Below are 19,058 nucleotides of genomic sequence, written 5' to 3'. Positions count from 1 at the left end.
CAGAAGACACCCTCAAAGGCCCCGCCGGATTCGGATGGGGCCTTTTGTTTTGTGGGGCGCTTCCGTCAGCCGGCTCATTTGGAGAGCAATGATGGAAGATGCAAGCCCGCCGTTTCAGGACCCCGCGTTCTCACGGGACGACGCGCGTCAGCATGACGAATTACTGCCGCAGGTCGTCGTTCTGCTCGCAATCTCGCCTGGTGCAACGCTGTCGTGGCGACTCACCGCCGACACGCAATTGCGCGTCAGCGGTGCGCAAATCTGGCTCACGCGCGTGCGTTCGCCCTACGACCACTGGCTGGCACCGGGTAACGAATTGCGGTTGCTGCGCGGCGAGCGCATCTGGGTCACGGTTGAAGGCGATAGGCCCGCGCGACTGGCGTTGACGAGCGCATTACCGCGACAGCGCGGCTGGCTCGGCCGATGTCTGGCGCGTTGGGCCAGTCTCGACTTCGATGTGTTCGCGCCGCGCCTTCGTTAGTGTCGGCGCGGCGGTAAAACCGTGCGGAATGGCCGATACGGCATTCCGTGCATGCGAGCATGCCTGTTCATGCTCGCATGCGTTCAGCGCATGGATGCGTGTTCGCGGACCACTTCACCGCGCTGGATCACGTAGGCAATGCGTTCGCCCTGCCCCGTCAGCACGCTGATATCGCGCAGCGGATCGCCATCGACGACCAGCACGTCGGCAATCGCGCCTGCGGCGATCACGCCGAGTTTGCCGGTGTGGTTGACGATATCGGCGGCAATCGTCGTCGCGGAACGCAGCGCTTCGAGATTGCCGAGCACGTCGGCGCGAATCCGCAATTCGTCGCTCTGGAAAGTATGCATTTCACCGAGCAGGTCCGAGCCGAAACCCATCGGCACGCCTGCATGCGCGTAAATCTCCAGCGAATCGCGGCCCGCCTGGCGAACCGTTTCGATCTTCGCGATCGAATCGGCGGGCAAGCCGTAATCGGCGCCGTGCTTTGCAAGCGCATCGTAGGTGACGAGGGTCGGCACGACGAACGCGCCATGTTCATGCATGACCGCGGCGGCAGCCGCGTCCACGAGATTGCCGTGCTCGATCGTACGCACGCCGCAACGCACGGCACGGGAAATTGCACGGCCCGTATACGCATGCGCCATCACATACGTATTGGCGGCCGTCGCTTCATCGACGATCGCACGAATCTCGTCTTCCGAGTATTGCGTGTTGCCGATCGGATCGGTCGGCGATGCAACGCCACCCGACGCCATGATCTTGATTTGCGTCGCGCCCTTCTGGATTTCTTCGCGTGCGGCAAGACGCACCGCATCGACGCCATCCACCACCCGCGCAATCGCGCCGGCACGGAAACAGCACGAACACGGTTCGAGCATATCGCCACGCGGACGGAAATCGCCGTGACCGCCCGTTTGCGACAAGGCCTTGCCCGACGGGAAAATACGCGGCCCGGGGATCAGTCCGCCTTCGAGTGCTTGCGTCAGGCCCCAGTCCGCGCCGCCCGCGTCGCGCACGCTGGTGAAGCCGCGTGCGAGCATCGCGTCGAGAATCGGCAATGCGCGGATCGCCGTGAGGATGTTCGGCTGGTTAGCGTTCGCGCCGAGATTCGCGCGCGACGCCAGCACGTGAACGTGACAGTCGATCAGGCCCGGCATCACCGTCTTGCCGCGCGCATCGATTACTCGCGCATTCGGCAGATCGACCGGACGGTCCGTCACTTCGACGATATGGCCGTCTTCGATCACGACGTGATGATGTTCGAGCAACACGCCCTGCGACAGATCGAGAACGTTACCGCCTTGAATTACCGTGATGGTCATTGATGGTTTCCTGACTTGAATGGATGCATGCCTAGCTACGTGCCGCATGCGCGTCGCGCATGCGATCCACGCTGCGGGTTTCATGCGGATCGCGAATCTGGAATGTACCGAACAGGCTGATCGCAGCGGCGATCATCACGTAGAACGCAGGCGCCATATTGCTGCCCGTCGAAGCGATCAGCCACGTGATGACGAACGGTGCGAAGCCGCCAAAGATGGTGACTGCGAAGTTGTATGCGACCGACAGACCGGTCGACAACACCTTGGTCGGGAACAGCTCGGCGAAGGCCGCGAGAATCGGGCCGGTGTAAGCGGCGATCAGCACACCGAATACCACCTGAAACACCGCGAGCGATGCGAAACCAGGCGCCGCATTGATCCACGCGAACATCGGCCATGCGAGCACGAGGATCAGTGCAGCAGCGCCGGACAGGAAGCGACGACGGCCATAACGGTCCGCCAGTTTGCCGATCACCGGCGAGAAGCACATGATCATCAGGCCGCCCAGCATGCCTGCGATAAAACCCGTGGATTGCGGCAGGTGCAGCGTGCGCACCGAATAGGTCGGCATATAGAACAGCAGCACATACGTGCAAACCGTCCACAAAATGACCATCGAAAAGCTCGACGCCGTTTCGCGCGGATAGTCGCGCAGCACCTGAACCAGCGGCGATTCTTTGCGTGCTTCTTCCGACACCGCTGCGAATGCGGGCGTTTCATCCATCCGGCTACGAATGAAATAACCGACCGGGCCCACCAGAATGCCGATCAGAAACGGCATTCTCCAGCCCCATGTATGCAACGCATCCGCACTGAGGCTCGACGTGACGATCGTGCCGACCGCCGCGCCCAGCAGCACCGCGAAACCGATGCTCGCCTGAATCCAGCTCGAATAGTAAGCACGCTTTTCCGGCGGTGCATATTCGGTCAGGAACGCGGTCGCGCTGCCCATTTCGCCACCGGCCGAGAAACCCTGCAACAGACGCGCGACGACGATCAGCGCCGGCGCCCACAGGCCGATGCTCGAGTAAGTCGGTGCGAGGCCGATCAGCGCCGTGCCGAATGCCATCAGCAGAATCGTCAGCGACAAGGCCGCCTTGCGGCCCACTTTGTCCGAGTAAATACCCAGTACGATGCCGCCCACCGGACGCATGAAAAAGCCCACGCCAAACGTCGCGACGGCGAGCAGCAGCGAGGTCAGTTCATTGCCGGTCGGAAAGAACAGCTTCGCGATGATCACCGCGAAAAAGCTGTAGACCGTGAAGTCGAACCATTCCAGCCCGTTACCGAGCACAGTGGCGATAATCGCGCGGCGACGTTGCCGGGCAAGCGCGTCTACGGACGACGCAATAGGAGGCGATGATGCTCGTTGCATGGTCTCTTTCCTTTCGGGCGGGTCTGTCGAAGATGCGCGGCGGGTACGCCGACGGCGCGTTTTTCTTGCATAACGCCGATCCTGACAGACAACCTGTTTTTTTTCGAAACGAAAGATTTGCATGCATGCATGCGTGTAGCGCATGCGAACTTCCAGATGCGACGCGATAGCGCCGCATCCCGGCACGTCAATTGGCCACTCATTTGACGGATTCCAGCGCGACCGGCTGTCCGGTCTGTTCGGCTGCCTGCTCGAACAGCCAGCGCGCAAACGCGCGTGCGGCGGGGCTTTGCGAGCGATCGTTCGGCGACACCACGTAGTAGCCACCACCGTGACTTGCGGATTCACGCGTCGCGCGAACCAGAATGCCTTCATCGACGCATGCGTCGATCATGTGCCGCCAGCCGAGCACCACGCCCTGCCCCATGATCGCCATCTGAACCAGTTGCGGATAGTGATTCACCTCGACCATGCGTGGCGAGCGCGGCATCTGCGTGCCGTTCAGCCGGAACCACTCCGACCACGACATCCATTGACGCTGGCCGTCTTCCTGAACCAGCAGGGTTTCGCGTGTCAGTTCCGCCGGGGTGATGATGCGGCCGTTGAGATAGCCAGGCGAGCAGACCGGAAATACCTCTTCGTCGAAGATCCGTCGTGCGGTGAAATGCGCGTCGGCGCGCTGCCGGATAAAGTACAGGCCGACATCGAATTCGTTGGGCGACATCGACGCCAGTCCGTCACGGACGATCATCCTGATGCGCACGTTAGGATGCGCGGCGCGAAATGCGCCAAGTCGCGGCGTCAGCCATAGCACCGCGACGCCCGACGAGCACGCAATGGTCAACTCCTGTTCGCCGTAGCGCTTCATCACGTCGAGCGTGGCTTCGGCGCAGTTCGCTAGCAGCCACTGCACATGTTTGGCGTAACGCTCACCTGCAATGGTCAGACGCAGCGACCGATGCTCGCGCTCGAACAACGAGCGTCCAAGAAACGATTCGAGCTGCGCGATCTGCCGGCTGATTGCACTTTGCGTCAGATGCAGTTCCGTGGCGGCACGCGTGAAACTGGCATGCCGCACGGTGGATTCGAATGCGATCAGACATTGAAGCGGCGGAAGTGGAGCGATGCGCATGATGAGGGCTGCCGGTGAACTCGATTGCCGCCATGATAACGGGCGGCATCGCGTTCACCCATACCCCGAACAGCCGACTGGCGCGCACGCATGCGTTGTGCGCATCACTCGGCGGTGGCCTGCGTTCCTGTCATCCTAGACGGATCGACCAGCATTCTCACGACGAAGCTGAGCGCCACGCCAAGCACGAATACGCCCGCCGACAGAAAGTAAAGGCCGTCGGCGAGGTTGCCCGTGTGCTGCTTGATCGCGCCGACCGCGAACGGTCCGATATAGCCGCCGAGATTGCCGATCGAGTTGATCAGCGCAATGCCCGCCGCTGCGGACGGTCCGGCGAGAAAGCGGGTCGGCAAGGTCCAGAAGATCGGTTGCGCGGCATACAGACCGAATGCGGTGAAGCACAGCGCGCCCAACTGGACGACATGCGATTGCGCGGCGGCGGAAACGAACAATCCAATCGCACCGAGCGCCGCGCAGCACGCGATATGCACGATGCGCTCGTCGCGTTTGTCGGAATGGCGCGGAATCGTCAGCAGCCCGATAACCGCGAATACATACGGAATCGCAGACAGAAAACCGGTCGTCAGATTGCTGACGCCGAATGCCTTGATGATGGTCGGCAGCCACATCGACAGCCCGTAAATCGCCAGCGGATACGGAAGAAAATACAACGCGAGCAACAGCACGCGCGGGTCCTTCAACCCTTCCAGCGGATTGCCGTGTTTGATCTCCGCTCGCGAACGCTGCTCTTCGATCAGTTCCGTTTCAAGCCAACGCCGGTCGTCGGCGGCGAGCCATGCCGCATGCGACGGCGTATCGGGCAGGAAGCGCAGCGTCGGCCATGCAAGCAGTACGGCGGGCAAGCCGGTCAGGATAAACAGCCATTGCCAGCCATGCAGCCCAGCCACGCCTTCCATACCCAGCAGTCCGCCTGCGAGCGGCCCTGTCACGATCAACGCGAACGGTTGCGACAGCAGGAACAGACCGAAAATCCGGCCGCGATGCCGCGCCGGAAACCATTGCCCCAGAAAGAACACGACACCTGGATAAAACCCGGCTTCGGCCGCGCCCAGCAGAAAGCGCAGCGTATAGAAACTGTACGGCCCGCTGATCAACGACATCGCGACCGTAATCACGCCCCACGTGACGAGGATTCGCGCGAACCAGCGGCGTGCGCCGACTTTCACGAGGAACACGTTGCTGGGCACTTCGAACAGGAAATAGCCGATAAAGAACAGACCGGCACCGAGACCATATGCGGCGTCGCTGATACCGGTATCGGCGTTCATCTGCAACTTCGCAAAACCGAGCGTCGAACGGTCGACGTAGGCCACGAGGTACAGCAAAACCAGGAACGGAATCAGCTTGAGCGTCATCAGCCTGACGATGCGGGTTTCCCTATCCATGCAGTCTCCGGTGTCGTTATGAATCTCACATGCGCTATACGCATGGGACGATTTATAGTAATACTATATCGACAGGATTTGCGGTGTCATCGGCGTTAACCCGGCTCAGTAGTCAGGGTATTAGAACGCGAAATGTGGAAAAGAAAGATGGCATGCGCGAGACGCATGCGAGCATGCATCGATGCTCGGCACGCATGCGTCGCGCCGCCTTCAGGCAGTGACCATGCAATCACGCAGGATGCGCCGCTGGCGCACCATCGTCACACGTCTTTGGTTTCGAACATCAGCAATTCCGCACCCGCTTGCGCGAAATTCCGGAGGTCTGCGGCGGCCGCCTTCCCGGCTGGAGAATTGAGCGCCTGGGTGATCGCATCGGTGCAGGCGAAGTGCAGCGTGGCGATCAGGTAATACGCGGATTGGCCGCCCACGTCCTTGATCGGCCCGGAACTGACTTCGTACCGCTCCAGTCCCGGCAGCTTCTTTGCAAGCTGGATATGCGTCGTGAAATAGTGGTCGTCGAAAGCGTTGGGGTCGTCGGGATTTTTATAGAGTACGACGAGTTTTGCCATGATTGTCTCCTTGATAATCAATCGAAACCGCGTCGCCCCTGCCGCACCGCACCATCCGTTTCATGCGATTACGCAGCGGGGACGCGCTACATCATCATCGTGTTCGTCCGGTTCCGTTCTACGCATCGGACCGGATCGACGCACGATACTATGAGGCGCCAAAGCGCGCGGTTTGTCGAGTGCATGGCACGAACCAGCATTGACTTGACGACCTGAATGAGCGCCCGCCGCAAGGGCTCAGTTCCCGTCGAGCGAGCGGATCTTTGCCAACGCAGGGAACACCTTCATCCATAGCAGCGCAATCGCGATGGTCGCGAAACCGCCGACCAGTACCGCGTTTCTCGCGCCCCACCATCCCGCCGTCACTCCCGACTCGAACTCGCCAAGCTGATTGGACGTGCCGATAAACAACGCATTCACGGCACTCACGCGGCCCAACATTTCATCGGGCGTGCGCAACTGGACCAGCGACAGTCGCACCACGACGCTGATCACGTCCGATGCCCCCATCGCGGCCAACGCCAGCAGCGACAGCACGAACGAATGCGACAGGCCGAACACCACGGTCACCGCGCCGAACGCGATCACGCCGCCGAACATCGCCATGCCGGGACGCTTCTTCAGCGGAAAGTGCGCAAGCCAGATGGTCCCCGCCAACGCGCCCACGGCAGGCGCCGAGCGCAACAGGCCGAGGCCGAGCGGCCCTGCGTGCAGCACATCGCGCGCGAAGATCGGTAGCAACGCGGTCGCGCCGCCGAACAGCACCGCAAACAGATCGAGCGATAGCGCACCGAGAATCACCGGCTGGCGACGGATAAAGGCGATGCCCGAGAACACCGACGCCAGCGTGACCGGCGCACGCGATGCGGGTTTCGCCTGTAACGGAATCGACCACACCAGCGAAGCCGCAGCGCAGAACGCGACCGTGCACGCGACATACACCGCATTCGGGCCAAGCCCGTATAGCAAGCCGCCGAATGCAGGTCCGAGAATCTGCGCAGCCTGATTCGCCGACGTGGCCCACGCCGTGGCTTGCGGCAACTCTCCGCGCGGCACGACGCTCGGCAGCAACGATGCGATCGACGGCGACTCGAACGCACGCGCCGCACCCACCGACGCGGCGAGCACATAGATCACCGGCGCACTGAGCCATCCGCCCAGCGTACCCAACAGAAATATCGCTGCTGCAACGGCTTCGAGCGCCTGACAGATGGCCGCGATTTTCCGGCGGTCGTAACGATCGGCGACGTGGCCGACTACCAGCGTCAACGCGAACATCGGCAGGAATTGTGCGAGGCCGACCAGACCCAATGCGAATGCGCTGTGCGTCAGCGCGTAGATATGCCAGCCCACGGCGACAGCCAGCATCTGAAACGATACGGACGACAATACGCGCGCGCACCAGAATCGCTGGAAGGGGGCGTGACGAAACAAGCTCGTTTTATTTTCGGGTTCTGGCGAAGGCGTTGTCATCGGATTGTCAGGTTCAAGCGCCGCGAAGGCGTCGCAAATGGCGCGCGCAAAAATTCGCAAGTGTAGTGCAAGTGGCTTGAAACGGTATGTGCTTGCAGCGATGAAAAACCGCTGGCACACGTGACAATCGCGGAAAACGCGTTCGGATCATGCGAGCATGCCGATCCATGCTCGCATGCGTTGGCGTCATGTGAAGACAGGCGCGGAAAGCGCGCAGTCAGTGCGTCTTCAGACCCGCCGCCGCCATGAATAACTTCAGCAACTCGACGACGATCAGCACGACCGACACGCTGGCAAACCAGATGCCGACCAGCCACGCGCAGCGCTTCCAGAACGGGCTGCCTGCTGCCGGATCGCGTGAATTGGGAGAGTGGAGTCGGTCCATATCGGCGTGGCGCTCAGTGATAGCCTTCGCCCACTTTCACCTTGCCGCGAAACACGTAGTAGCTCCACGCGGAATAACCGAGGATGAACGGCAGGATGAACAGCGCGCCGACCAGCGAAAACCCCTGGCTTTCCGGCGCGGACGCCGCATCCCACAAGGTCACGGAAGGCGGAATGATATACGGCCACAGACTGATTCCCAGTCCGCTATAGCCGAGAAACACCACCATCAAGGTCAGCAGGAACGGCGTCGCGGTGGCGCCGCGTGCGATCTCTCGCAACACCGCGAAAAAGCCGAGTATCACGAGCACCGGAACCGGCAGAAAGAAAATCAGGTTCGGCAGACGGAACCAGCGCTGCGCAATCTCCGGATGCGACAGCGGCGTCCACACACTGATGATGCCGATCATCCCGAGCAACGCCCACGCCAGCACGCGCGCGTGATCGTGCATCTGTTGCTGCAAGCGCCCTTCCGTTTTCATGATCAGCCACGTGCAGCCGAGTTGCGCATAACCGACCACCAGCGCGACACCGCAAAACAGCGGAAACGGCCGGAACCAGTCGAGCGAGCCGCCCGCGAACTGATGATCGACGACGGGAATGCCGTCGATAAATGCGCCCAGCACGACGCCCTGAAAATACGTCGCCACCAGCGATCCGCCGATAAACGCCTTGTCCCACACGTGTCGCGAACGCTCCTTCGCCTTGAAGCGGAACTCGAATGCGACGCCGCGGAAAATCAGCCCCATCAGCATGAAGATCAGCGGCAGATACAGCGCGCTCAACACGACCGAATACGCGAGCGGAAAGGCGCCGAACAGACCCGCGCCGCCGAGCACGAGCCAGGTTTCGTTGCCGTCCCAGACCGGGGCGACGGTATTCATCATCACGTCGCGCTCTTCCTTGTCCTTGACGAACGGAAACAGGATGCCGATGCCGAGATCGAAACCATCCATCACGACATACATCATCACGCCGAACACGATGATCAACGCCCATATCACGGTCAGATCGACGCCCATGCTCAACTCCCGTGCGGCGCGGAACCGCTGCCGCCGTCGTGATCGTCGTCGGCGGCCGACAGCGGGCGCGCGGCCGTGCGTTTCTGTCCTGGACCGCCGGCGGTCGACAGCTTGCCTTCGTCGGTGATCGGGCCTTTGCGGACGAGGCGCAACATATACATCACGCCCAGACTGAACACCGAAAAGTAGACCACCACGAACAGTGCAAGACTCAAACCCATCTGCGCGGTGCTCTGCGGCGACGACGCATCGGGCGTACGCATCACGCCGTAGATCACCCACGGCTGACGCCCCATTTCAGTCGTGATCCACCCGGCGATCAACGCGATCAACCCGACCGGCCCCATCCACTGGATCAGCGTCAGGAACAGCCGCGACCGGTACAGCCCGCCACCGCCGCGCAGACGCAACGCGAGGCTCCACAGGCCCGCGAGGATCATCAGCATGCCCATCCCGACCATGATCCGGAACGTCCAGAACACCACCGTCGAATTGGCGCGGTCCTGCGCGGGAAACTCTTTCAGCGCAGGCACCTGTTTAGTGAAGCTGTGCGTGAGAATCACGCTGCCCAGCACCGGAATCTCGATCGCGTAACGCGTCACTTCGGCTTTCATATCGGGCCAGCCGACCAGAATCAGCGGCGTGGGCTGACCCGGAATATTTTCCCAATGCCCTTCGATCGCGGCGATTTTCGCCGGTTGATGTTCGAGCGTATTGAGGCCGTGCGCATCGCCGACCACGGCCTGGATCGGCGCGACGATCAACGCCATCCACATCGACATCGACAGCATCGTGCGGATCGCCTGATTGTCGCGGCCGCGCAGCAGATGCCATGCCGCCGACGAGCCGACGAAGAACGCCGTCGCGAGAAACGCGGCGATCGCCATATGCGCAAGCCGGAACGGAAACGACGGATTGAAGATGACCGCGAACCAGTCCACCGGAATCGCGCGACCGTCGATCACCTTGTAGCCTTGCGGCGTCTGCATCCAGCTGTTCGACGCGAGAATCCAGAACGTCGACACCAGCGTGCCGAGCGCGACCATCGCGGTCGCGAAGAAATGCAGGCCGCGTCCGACGCGATTCCAGCCGAACAGCATCACGCCGAGGAAACCCGCTTCGAGAAAGAACGCGGTCAGGACTTCGTAAGTGAGCAGCGGGCCGGTAATACCGCCAGCAAAGTACGAGAAGCGGCTCCAGTTAGTGCCGAACTGATAGGCCATCACGAGGCCCGACACCACGCCCATGCCGAAGTTGACGGCGAAGATCTTCGACCAGAAATGGTAGAGATCGCGATACGCCTCTTGCCCGCTCTTCAGCCAGAGCGCTTCGAGCACCGCGAGAAAGCTCGCGAGGCCGATCGTGATGGCGGGAAAGAGAATATGAAAACCGACGGTAAACGCGAACTGTATGCGAGCAAGAACAACGGCACTTTCGCTGTACATGTTCACTCCGCTGTGCGTTCAGGACATCCGGCTACGAGCATTGACGGCGGAATCTTTATACGCATCCCTGATACGAGAAGCGTAGAAAACTTAACCCGCAGTTTCAAGCGCGAAATCGCCGGTTGCTGCGAATCGCGGATTCGCACGCGCTGCCGGAGCCCGAACGCAAGGCTGACGAATCAGCCCGGCACGCGCACCCAGCCTTCCATCAGCACACGCGCACTGCGGCTCATGATGGCCTTTTTCACGGCCCATTCACCCTCGACGACATTCGCCTCGGCGCCGACCCGCAAGGTGCCCGACGGATGGCCGAAGCGCACCGACTGACGCTCGCCGCCGCCCGCAGCGAGATTCACCAGCGTGCCGGGGATTGCAGCGGCGGTGCCGATCGCGACCGCTGCCGTGCCCATCATCGCGTGATGCAGCTTGCCCATCGACATCGCGCGGACCAGCAGATCGACATCGCCCGCGCTCACGGCCTTGCCGCTCGACGCGACGTACGCGGCCGGCTTCGCGACGAACGCGACCTTCGGCGTATGTTGCCGCGTCGCGATTTCGCCGAGGTGCTCGATCAGGCCCATCCGCACCGCGCCGTGCGCGCGAATCGTTTCGAACATCGCCAGCGCTTTCGGGTCGCTGTTGATCGCGTCCTGCAACTCCGTGCCCGTGTAGCCGATCGCGTCGGCGTTCACGAAGATGGTCGGAATGCCCGCGTTGATCATCGTCGCCTTCAGCGTGCCGACGCCCGGCACGTCGAGATCGTCGACCACATTGCCGGTCGGGAACATCGCGCCGCCCGCGCCCTCCTCTTCCGCGGCCGGGTCCATGAATTCGAGCTGCACTTCGGCGGCGGGAAACGTCACGCCGTCGAGTTCGAAGTCGCCCGTTTCCTGAACCGCGCCGTTCGTCATCGGCACCTGCGCGATGATCGTCTTGCCGATATTCGCCTGCCAGATCCGCACGACGGCCACGCCGTTATCCGGCACACGCGCCGGATCGATCAGACCCGCGCCGATCGCGAACGGCCCGACCGCCGCCGACAGGTTGCCGCAATTACCGGTCCAGTCGATAAACGCGGTATCGATCGACACCTGCCCGAACAGATAATCGACGTCATGATCCGGCCGCGTGCTCTTTGCAATGATCACCGTCTTGCTGGTGCTCGACGTCGCGCCGCCCATCCCGTCGATCTGCTTGCCATACGGATCGGGACTGCCGATCACGCGCATCAGCAATGCATCGCGCGCCGCGCCGGGTTGCCGCGCGGCTTCGGGCAGATCCTGCAACCGGAAAAACACGCCCTTGCTGGTGCCCCCGCGCATATACGTAGCGGGAATCCTGATCTGCGCTTGATGTGCCATGAGAGAAATCCTTAGCTTATGCGGCTGCTTTCGACGATTCGAGGAAGTCTTGCGCGAAGCGTTGCAACACGCCGCCCGCTTCGTAGATCGACACTTCTTCGGCCGTGTCGAGCCGGCATGTGACCGGCACCTCGACGCGCTCGCCGTTCTTACGATGAATCACCAGCGTCAGATCGGCGCGCGGCGTGCGGTCGCCCGTCACATCGAAGGTCTCCGTGCCGTCGATGCCGAGCGTGGTGCGGTTCACGCCGGGTTTGAATTCGAGCGGCAACACGCCCATGCCGACCAGATTCGTCCGGTGAATCCGTTCGAAACCTTCGGCGACGATCGCCTCCGCGCCCGCCAGCCGCACGCCCTTCGCCGCCCAGTCGCGCGACGAGCCCTGCCCGTAATCCGCGCCCGCGATCACGATTAGCGGCTGCTTGCGCGCCATGTAGGTTTCGATCGCTTCCCACATCCGAGTGACCTTGCCTTCCGGCTCGATCCGCGCAAGCGACCCCGCTTTCACCGCGCCGTTTTCGACCACCATTTCATTCTTCAGCGTCGGATTCGCGAAGGTCGCGCGCTGCGCGGTCAGGTGATCGCCGCGATGGGTCGCGTACGAGTTGAAGTCCTCTTCGGGCAAGCCCATTTTCGTCAGATATTCGCCGGCCGCGCTGTCCGCGAGAATCGCATTCGACGGCGACAGGTGATCCGTCGTGATGTTGTCGCCGAGCACCGCGAGCGGCCGCAAGCCTGTCAGCGTGCGCTCGCCCGCAAGCGCACCTTCCCAGTACGGCGGACGGCGGATATACGTGCTCGCCGCACGCCAGTCGTACAGCGGGTCGGCCTGCTCGCCGGTGTCGGCGGTGACCGCGAACATCGGCTCGTAGACTTTGCGGAACTGCTCGGGCTTCACGCTCGATGCGAAGATCGCGTCGATTTCCTCGTCGGTCGGCCAGATGTCTTTCAGCGTGACGGCTTTGCCGTTCGCATCGGTGCCGAGCGCGTCCTTTTCGATGTCGAAGCGGATCGTGCCGGCAATCGCATACGCGACCACCAGCGGCGGCGACGCGAGAAACGCCTGCTTCGCATACGGATGAATACGTCCGTCGAAATTGCGATTGCCCGACAGCACGGCGGTGGCATACAGATCGCGCTCGACGATTTCTTTCTGGATCACGGGATCGAGCGCGCCCGACATGCCGTTGCATGACGTACACGCATACGCGACCACGCCGAAGCCGAGTTTCTCCAGCTCGGGCAGCAAACCCGCTTCTTCCAGATACAGCGTAACGGCCTTCGATCCCGGCGCGAGCGAGGTTTTCGCCCACGGTTTGCGCGTCATGCCGAGGCGGTTCGCATTGCGTGCCAGCAGGCCGGCCGTGATCATGTTGCGCGGATTGTTGGTGTTCGTGCAGCTCGTGATGGCCGCGATGATCACCGCGCCGTCCGGCATCCGGCCCGGCTCGTTTTCGACCACGCCGCTGATGCCGCGCGCCGCCAGTTCCGAGGTCGGCACGCGTTTGTGCGGGTTCGACGGACCGGCGATATTGCGCACCACGGAGGACAGATCGAAGCGCAATACACGCTCGTATTGCGCGTTTTTCAGCGTGTCGGCCCACAGGCCGGTCTGCTTCGCGTAGGTTTCGACCAGTTCGACCTGCGCGTCGTCGCGGCCCGTCAACGTCAGGTATTTGATGGTCTGTTCGTCGATATAGAACATCGCGGCGGTCGAGCCGAATTCCGGCGCCATGTTCGCAATCGTCGCGCGGTCGCCCAGCGTCAGATGCGATGCGCCCACGCCGTAAAATTCCAGATACGACGATACGACCTTCTCTTTGCGCAGGAATTCGGTCAGCGCGAGCACGATATCGGTGGCGGTGATGCCCGGCTGCGGCTTGCCCGTCAGTTCGACGCCGATGATATCCGGCAGACGCATCCACGATGCGCGTCCCAGCATCACGCTTTCCGCCTCCAGCCCGCCTACGCCGATCGCGATCACGCCGAGCGCATCGACCATCGGCGTATGCGAATCGGTGCCGACCAGCGTGTCCGGATACGCGACGCCATCCTTCACCTGCACGACCGGGCTCATCCGTTCGAGGTTGATCTGATGCAGGATGCCGTTGCCCGGCGGAATTACATCGACGTTGCGAAACGCCTTCTTCGTCCAGTTGATGAAGTGGAAGCGGTCTTCGTTACGGCGATCTTCGATGGCGCGGTTCTTGTCGAACGCATCCGGATCGAAGCCGCCGCACTCGACCGCGAGCGAATGATCGACGACCAGTTGCGTCGGCACGACGGGGTTCACGAGCGCCGGGTCGCCGCCTTGCGCGGCAATCGCGTCGCGCAGACCGGCGAGATCGACCAGCGCGGTTTGTCCGAGGATGTCGTGACAGACGACCCGCGCCGGAAACCACGGAAAATCCAGATCGCGCCTGCGTTCGACGATCTGCTTCAGCGAATCGGTCAACGTGGCGGGATCGCAGCGTCGCACGAGGTTTTCGGCGAGCACGCGCGACGTGTACGGCAACGTGTCGTAGGCGCCCGGCTGGATCGCCTCGACCGCTGCGCGCGTGTCGAAATAGTCCAGTTTCGTGCCGGGCAACGGCTTTCTGTAATCAGTATTCATGGCGTGGGGACCGCTTTTTCAGGCTGAACTGCATCGTGCCGCGCGCGCGGACGCGACGGCGTAAACGCGTCGTAGCGTGGTGTCGTCATCGCGAGCGCGCGGGTACTTTTGCGCTGATGTGGGTTTCTGTGCGCTTTGATTCGCTTCGGTTCGGCTCAGCTTCGAGCTTCGCTCAGGTTCGCTTTGACAGCGGCACGAACGGCAGGTCGTCCGGACCGGTGTAGTTCGCGCTCGGCCGGATGATCTTGTTGTCGATCCGTTGCTCGATGATGTGCGCGCTCCATCCGGCAGTGCGCGAAATCACGAACAGCGGCGTGAACATCGCGGTCGGCACGCCCATCATGTGATACGACACCGCGCTGAACCAGTCGAGATTCGGGAACATCTTCTTGACGTCCCACATCACCGATTCGAGCCGCTCGGCGATGTTGTACAGCTTCAGGTTCGACTGCTCTTTCGACAACGTCTTCGCGACGTCCTTGATGACCTTGTTGCGCGGGTCCGAGATCGTATAGACCGGATGCCCGAAGCCGATCACCACTTCCTTGTTTTCGACGCGTTTGCGGATATCCGCTTCCGCCTGATCCGGCGTCTGATAACGCGTCTGGATGTCGAACGCGGCTTCGTTCGCGCCGCCGTGCTTCGGGCCGCGCAACGCGCCGATCGCGCCGGTGATGGCGGAATAGATATCCGAGCCCGTTCCCGCGATCACGCGGCCGGTGAACGTCGACGCGTTGAATTCGTGCTCCGCGTACAGGTTCAGCGACGTGTGCATCGCCTTGACCCACGACTTCGACGGCTCGACGCCGTGCAGCAGATGCAGGAAGTGACCGCCGATCGAATCGTCGTCGGTTTCGACTTCGATCCGCTTGCCGTTGTGCGAATAGTGATACCAGTACAGCAGCATCGACCCGAGCGACGCCATCAGACGGTCCGCGATTTCACGCGCGCCGGCGATGTTGTGATCGTCTTTCTCCGGCAACACGGTGCCGAGCGCGGACACGCCGGTGCGCATCACGTCCATCGGATGCGCGCTGGCGGGAATCCATTCGAGCACGGCTTTCACGTTCGCGGGCAAGCCGCGCAGCGCTTTCAATCGGGCCTTGTAGGCACTCAGTTCCGCTGCGGTCGGCAGTTTTTCATGGACCAGCAGATAGGCGATTTCCTCGAACTCGCAGGTGGTCGCGATATCGAGAATGTCGTAGCCGCGATAGTGCAGATCGTTACCGGTCTTGCCGACCGTGCACAGTGCGGTATTGCCGGCCGTCACGCCGGACAGCGCCACCGATTTCTTCGGTTTGAATGCGCCGGCAGCCGGCGTGCTGTTATCAGCTTCGCTCATTGTGTCTTCCTCCAGATCCGTTTATTTGTGCGCGGCGAACAGGGCGTCGAGCTTGTCTTCGTACGCATGATAGCCGAGGTATCTGTAGAGATCGGCGCGGCTCTGCATGGTCGGAACCGCGGCCTTCTGCGTGCCGTCGCGCAGCACGGTTTCGTAGAAATTCAGCGCCGCCGCGTTCATCGCGCGATACGCGCCGCAGCAGTACAGCGCGATATCCACGTTCGCGTCGGCGAGTTCCGTGGTGGTGAAAAATGGCGTCGAGCCGAACTCGGTGAGATTCGCGAGGATCGGCACCTTGACGGCGGCCTTGAAGCGGCGATAGTCGTCGAGCGATTGCATCGCTTCCGGAAAAATCATGTCCGCGCCCGCTTCGACATACGCGCACGCGCGCTCGATCGCGGCGTCGATGCCTTCGGCCGCAGCGGCATCGGTGCGCGCCATGATCACGAACTGGTCGTCGGTGCGTGCGTCCACGGCGGCTTTCACGCGATCGACCATTTCGTCCTTCGGCACCACTTCCTTACCCGGCCGGTGCCCGCACCGTTTCTGGCCCACCTGGTCCTCGATATGCACGGCGCCCACGCCCGCCTTGATAAATGCTCGGACCGTGCGGGCGATATTGAACGCGCCGCCCCAGCCGGTATCGATATCGACCAGCAGCGGCAAGCCGCTCGCATCGGTAATGCGGCGCGCGTCTATCAGCACGTCATCCATCGTGCTGATGCCGAGATCGGGAATGCCGAGCGAGTTCGCCGCGACCCCGCCGCCCGACAGATACAGCGCCTTGAAACCGACCGCTTCGGCCATTTTCGCGGCATACGCGGTGATCGCGCCGACCACTTGCAGCGGCTTCTCTTCGGCAACGGCCGCACGGAACTTCGCGCCTGCGCTGGCAGGCTGTCTTGATGCTGTATTCAAAGCTGTCTCCTGAAGTAACGGCCCTAATAAGCAGAATCCAGACCAGTTGCAGCCACGCGGTCTAAGTGACTGATTTTGCGAGCGTTCGCATCACGGCGCGACGCCATCCGATTCCATAAATGAAATCCATCATTTCTAAAATGAAATGCCGGCGCGCATAATCGGACGATCGAACGACCTTGCAGGAATGCCATCATGGCCACGCCGCTCTCTCAATCTAGCCCACGCCCGCGTATCTGGGCGGTCGGTATTAGTCGCTTGCGCGATCTGTTTTTCGATATCGCCGACGAATACGAGGGTCGCGCGGACCTGCGGGTGGTGTCGCGTGGTTGGGAAGACGCGATCCACGAACTCGGTCGCGCGGGCGCGGAACGGCCGGACGTAATCGTCGCGGGCGGATCGAACGGCGCTTACCTGAAGTCGCGCGCGAACGTGCCGGTCGTGCTGATCAACCCGACCGGCTTCGACGTCATGCACGCGCTGGCGCGAGCGCGACGCGACACCGGATCGGTCGCGCTGGTCACGCACGGCGAAACGCCCGACGAAGTGCAGCGTTTCGTCGGCAGATATGGGATCGACGTCGTGCTGGCGTCGTATCAATCGGCGGAAGACGCGGAGAGCGTCGTGCTGGATCTGCGCGATCGCGGCGTCGGCGCGGTCGTCGGACCGGGACTCGTCACCGATCTGGCCGCGCGCGCGGGTCTGGGCGCGGTGTTTCTGTATTCGCGCGCGTCGGTGCGCGCCGCGTTCGATCGCGCGCTCGAACTCGCGCAGGCGACGCGCGGCGAAGCGATCCGCCGCCAGCGTCTCGATACGCTGTTGCAGCACATGCGCGACGGCGTAGTCGCGCTCGACGCGCAAGGCTGCGTCGAGGCGATCAACCAGCGACTGGCGACAGTGCTTGGGATCGACGGCGCGCAGGCGGTCGGCCGGCCGCTGCTCGATCTCGCACCCGATATCGCCGACGCGCTGCCCGACACCGACGGCGACGCGCTCGGCTCGGTGCGTGGCGTCAGCTACGTGATTCATCGCGGGCCGCTGGCGGGCAACGGCACGGCCGCAGGCACGGTGCTGACGTTCCAGGAATCGCGCGCGGTCGAGCGACTCGATCGCACGCTGCGTTCTCGACCGCGCGCGCAGCAATTCAGCGCACGCTACCGGCTCGACGATCTGATCGGCACCTGCGCGCCGATCGAACGGGTTCGCACTCTGGTGCGGCGCTACGCGAAATCCGACGCGACCGTGCTCGTCGTCGGCGAAAGCGGCACGGGCAAGGAAATGGTCGCGCAGAGCATCCACGAACTCAGCGCGCGCCGCGAATTTCCGTTCGTCGCGATCAATTGCGGCGCTTTTCCCGAAGCGCTGCTCGAAAGCGAACTGTTCGGCTACGAAGAAGGCGCGTTCACCGGCGCGCGCAAAGGCGGCAAAACCGGCCTGATCGAAGCGGCCCATCGCGGCACGCTGTTTCTCGATGAGATCGCCGAGATGCCGCTACCGCTGCAAAGCCGTCTGCTGCGCGTGTTGCAGGAACGCGAGGTGGTGCGGCTCGGTTCGACGGAACCCACGCGCGTCGATATCCGCGTGATCGCGGCGACGCATCGCGCGCTCACCGACGGCATTCAGCACGGAACGTTTCGCCCCGATCTTTACTATCGGCTGAACATTTTGAGCATTGCGCTGCCGCCGCTGCGCGAGCGGCCGGGCGATCTGATGCCGCTTGCGGCGGAATTGATGGTGCAGGCCGTCAAGCGCGAACTCCGGCTGACGACACGGATTCGAGATACCCTCGACGCCGCGCGCGTGTTCGCGGCGATTGCCGCGCCGCTCGATGCGTATGCGTGGCCGGGCAATGTTCGCGAGTTGCAGAATGTGATCGAGCGGATCGCGGTGGAACTCGCGGATCCGGACGAAGACGACGCAAGCGATCAAGGCGACGCAGGTGATGAAGGCGCGTCGCTGGCGCTGTCCGTGGAGACCTTGCGGGTGATTGCGCCGGAACTGTTTGCGCCGGATCCCGGATCGGGTATCGGCTTACCTGGAAAGAATGCGCCGCTGACCTTGCGCCAGCGCAGCCGGCACGTCGAGGCCGATGAAATTCGCGCAGCGCTCGCCGCTTGCGACGGCGATCGCGATGCGGCCTGCAAGGCGCTCGGTATCAGCAAGACCACGCTGTGGCGGAAATTGAGCGCGACTTGAGCGTGGGTTCGCGGT

General features: G+C 62.5%; 15 protein-coding genes. 2 read left to right on the top strand and 13 right to left on the bottom strand.

Going from position 1 to position 19,058, the window contains the following annotated elements; all coding sequences use genetic code 11:
• Positions 1-88: 88 nt before the first annotated feature.
• Positions 89-481, top strand: coding sequence for a DUF2917 domain-containing protein (locus tag PW947_RS15230; protein WP_299633163.1), 393 nt, complete (start codon positions 89-91; stop codon positions 479-481).
• An 83-nt stretch (positions 482-564) separates the two neighbouring features.
• On the opposite strand, the gene PW947_RS15225 is transcribed toward PW947_RS15230, so the two are convergent.
• From PW947_RS15225 to prpB, 13 genes are all read right to left on the bottom strand, one after another.
• Positions 565-1,806, bottom strand: a complete 1,242-nt coding sequence (locus tag PW947_RS15225; protein ID WP_299633162.1) for an amidohydrolase family protein — start codon at positions 1,804-1,806, stop codon at positions 565-567.
• A 31-nt stretch (positions 1,807-1,837) separates the two neighbouring features.
• A complete protein-coding gene (locus tag PW947_RS15220) occupies positions 1,838-3,181 on the bottom strand; it encodes an MFS transporter (RefSeq protein ID WP_299633161.1) in 1,344 nt (447 codons plus the stop codon).
• Positions 3,182-3,380: 199 nt separating this feature from the next.
• Positions 3,381-4,313 carry a LysR substrate-binding domain-containing protein gene (locus PW947_RS15215; RefSeq protein WP_299633160.1) on the bottom strand — a complete coding sequence of 311 codons (933 nt, stop codon included), beginning with the start codon at positions 4,311-4,313 and terminating at the stop codon, positions 3,381-3,383.
• Positions 4,314-4,417: 104 nt separating this feature from the next.
• The gene (locus PW947_RS15210; protein ID WP_299633159.1) at positions 4,418-5,719 is read right to left on the bottom strand and encodes an MFS transporter; all 1,302 of its coding nucleotides are present in this window, start codon (positions 5,717-5,719) and stop codon (positions 4,418-4,420) included.
• Between the two features lie 260 nt (positions 5,720-5,979).
• Positions 5,980-6,288, bottom strand: a complete 309-nt coding sequence (locus tag PW947_RS15205; protein WP_299633158.1) for an EthD family reductase — start codon at positions 6,286-6,288, stop codon at positions 5,980-5,982.
• A gap of 237 nt (positions 6,289-6,525) precedes the next feature.
• The gene (locus PW947_RS15200; protein WP_299633156.1) at positions 6,526-7,761 is read right to left on the bottom strand and encodes an MFS transporter; all 1,236 of its coding nucleotides are present in this window, start codon (positions 7,759-7,761) and stop codon (positions 6,526-6,528) included.
• A 217-nt stretch (positions 7,762-7,978) separates the two neighbouring features.
• Positions 7,979-8,146 (bottom strand): DUF2474 domain-containing protein, encoded by a 168-nt coding sequence (locus tag PW947_RS15195; protein WP_299633155.1) that lies wholly within the window; start codon positions 8,144-8,146, stop codon positions 7,979-7,981.
• Between the two features lie 13 nt (positions 8,147-8,159).
• Entirely contained in the window at positions 8,160-9,167 is a 1,008-nt protein-coding gene (gene cydB, locus PW947_RS15190; protein ID WP_299633154.1) for a cytochrome d ubiquinol oxidase subunit II, read from the bottom strand.
• A 2-nt stretch (positions 9,168-9,169) separates the two neighbouring features.
• Positions 9,170-10,612 carry a cytochrome ubiquinol oxidase subunit I gene (locus tag PW947_RS15185; protein WP_299633153.1) on the bottom strand — a complete coding sequence of 481 codons (1,443 nt, stop codon included), beginning with the start codon at positions 10,610-10,612 and terminating at the stop codon, positions 9,170-9,172.
• Positions 10,613-10,791: 179 nt separating this feature from the next.
• Positions 10,792-11,973: a 2-methylaconitate cis-trans isomerase PrpF gene (gene prpF / locus PW947_RS15180; RefSeq protein ID WP_299633152.1), complete on the bottom strand. Its 1,182-nt coding sequence runs from the start codon at positions 11,971-11,973 to the stop codon at positions 10,792-10,794.
• Positions 11,974-11,989: 16 nt separating this feature from the next.
• Positions 11,990-14,587, bottom strand: coding sequence for a Fe/S-dependent 2-methylisocitrate dehydratase AcnD (gene acnD / locus PW947_RS15175; RefSeq protein WP_299633150.1), 2,598 nt, complete (start codon positions 14,585-14,587; stop codon positions 11,990-11,992).
• A gap of 172 nt (positions 14,588-14,759) precedes the next feature.
• Positions 14,760-15,929 (bottom strand): 2-methylcitrate synthase, encoded by a 1,170-nt coding sequence (gene prpC / locus PW947_RS15170; RefSeq protein ID WP_299633149.1) that lies wholly within the window; start codon positions 15,927-15,929, stop codon positions 14,760-14,762.
• Positions 15,930-15,950: 21 nt separating this feature from the next.
• Positions 15,951-16,847: a methylisocitrate lyase gene (gene prpB, locus PW947_RS15165; protein ID WP_299633148.1), complete on the bottom strand. Its 897-nt coding sequence runs from the start codon at positions 16,845-16,847 to the stop codon at positions 15,951-15,953.
• 195 nt (positions 16,848-17,042) lie between these two features.
• Between prpB and prpR the strand changes: the two genes are divergently transcribed.
• Positions 17,043-19,043, top strand: coding sequence for a propionate catabolism operon regulatory protein PrpR (gene prpR / locus PW947_RS15160; RefSeq protein WP_299633147.1), 2,001 nt, complete (start codon positions 17,043-17,045; stop codon positions 19,041-19,043).
• The last annotated feature ends 15 nt before the right edge of the window (positions 19,044-19,058 follow it).

Origin of the sequence: Paraburkholderia sp., from assembly GCF_028283785.1 — a bacterium.
In the GTDB taxonomy this organism is placed as follows: Bacteria; Pseudomonadota; Gammaproteobacteria; order Burkholderiales; family Burkholderiaceae; genus Paraburkholderia.
This window is presented reverse-complemented; position numbering and strand designations above follow the sequence as displayed.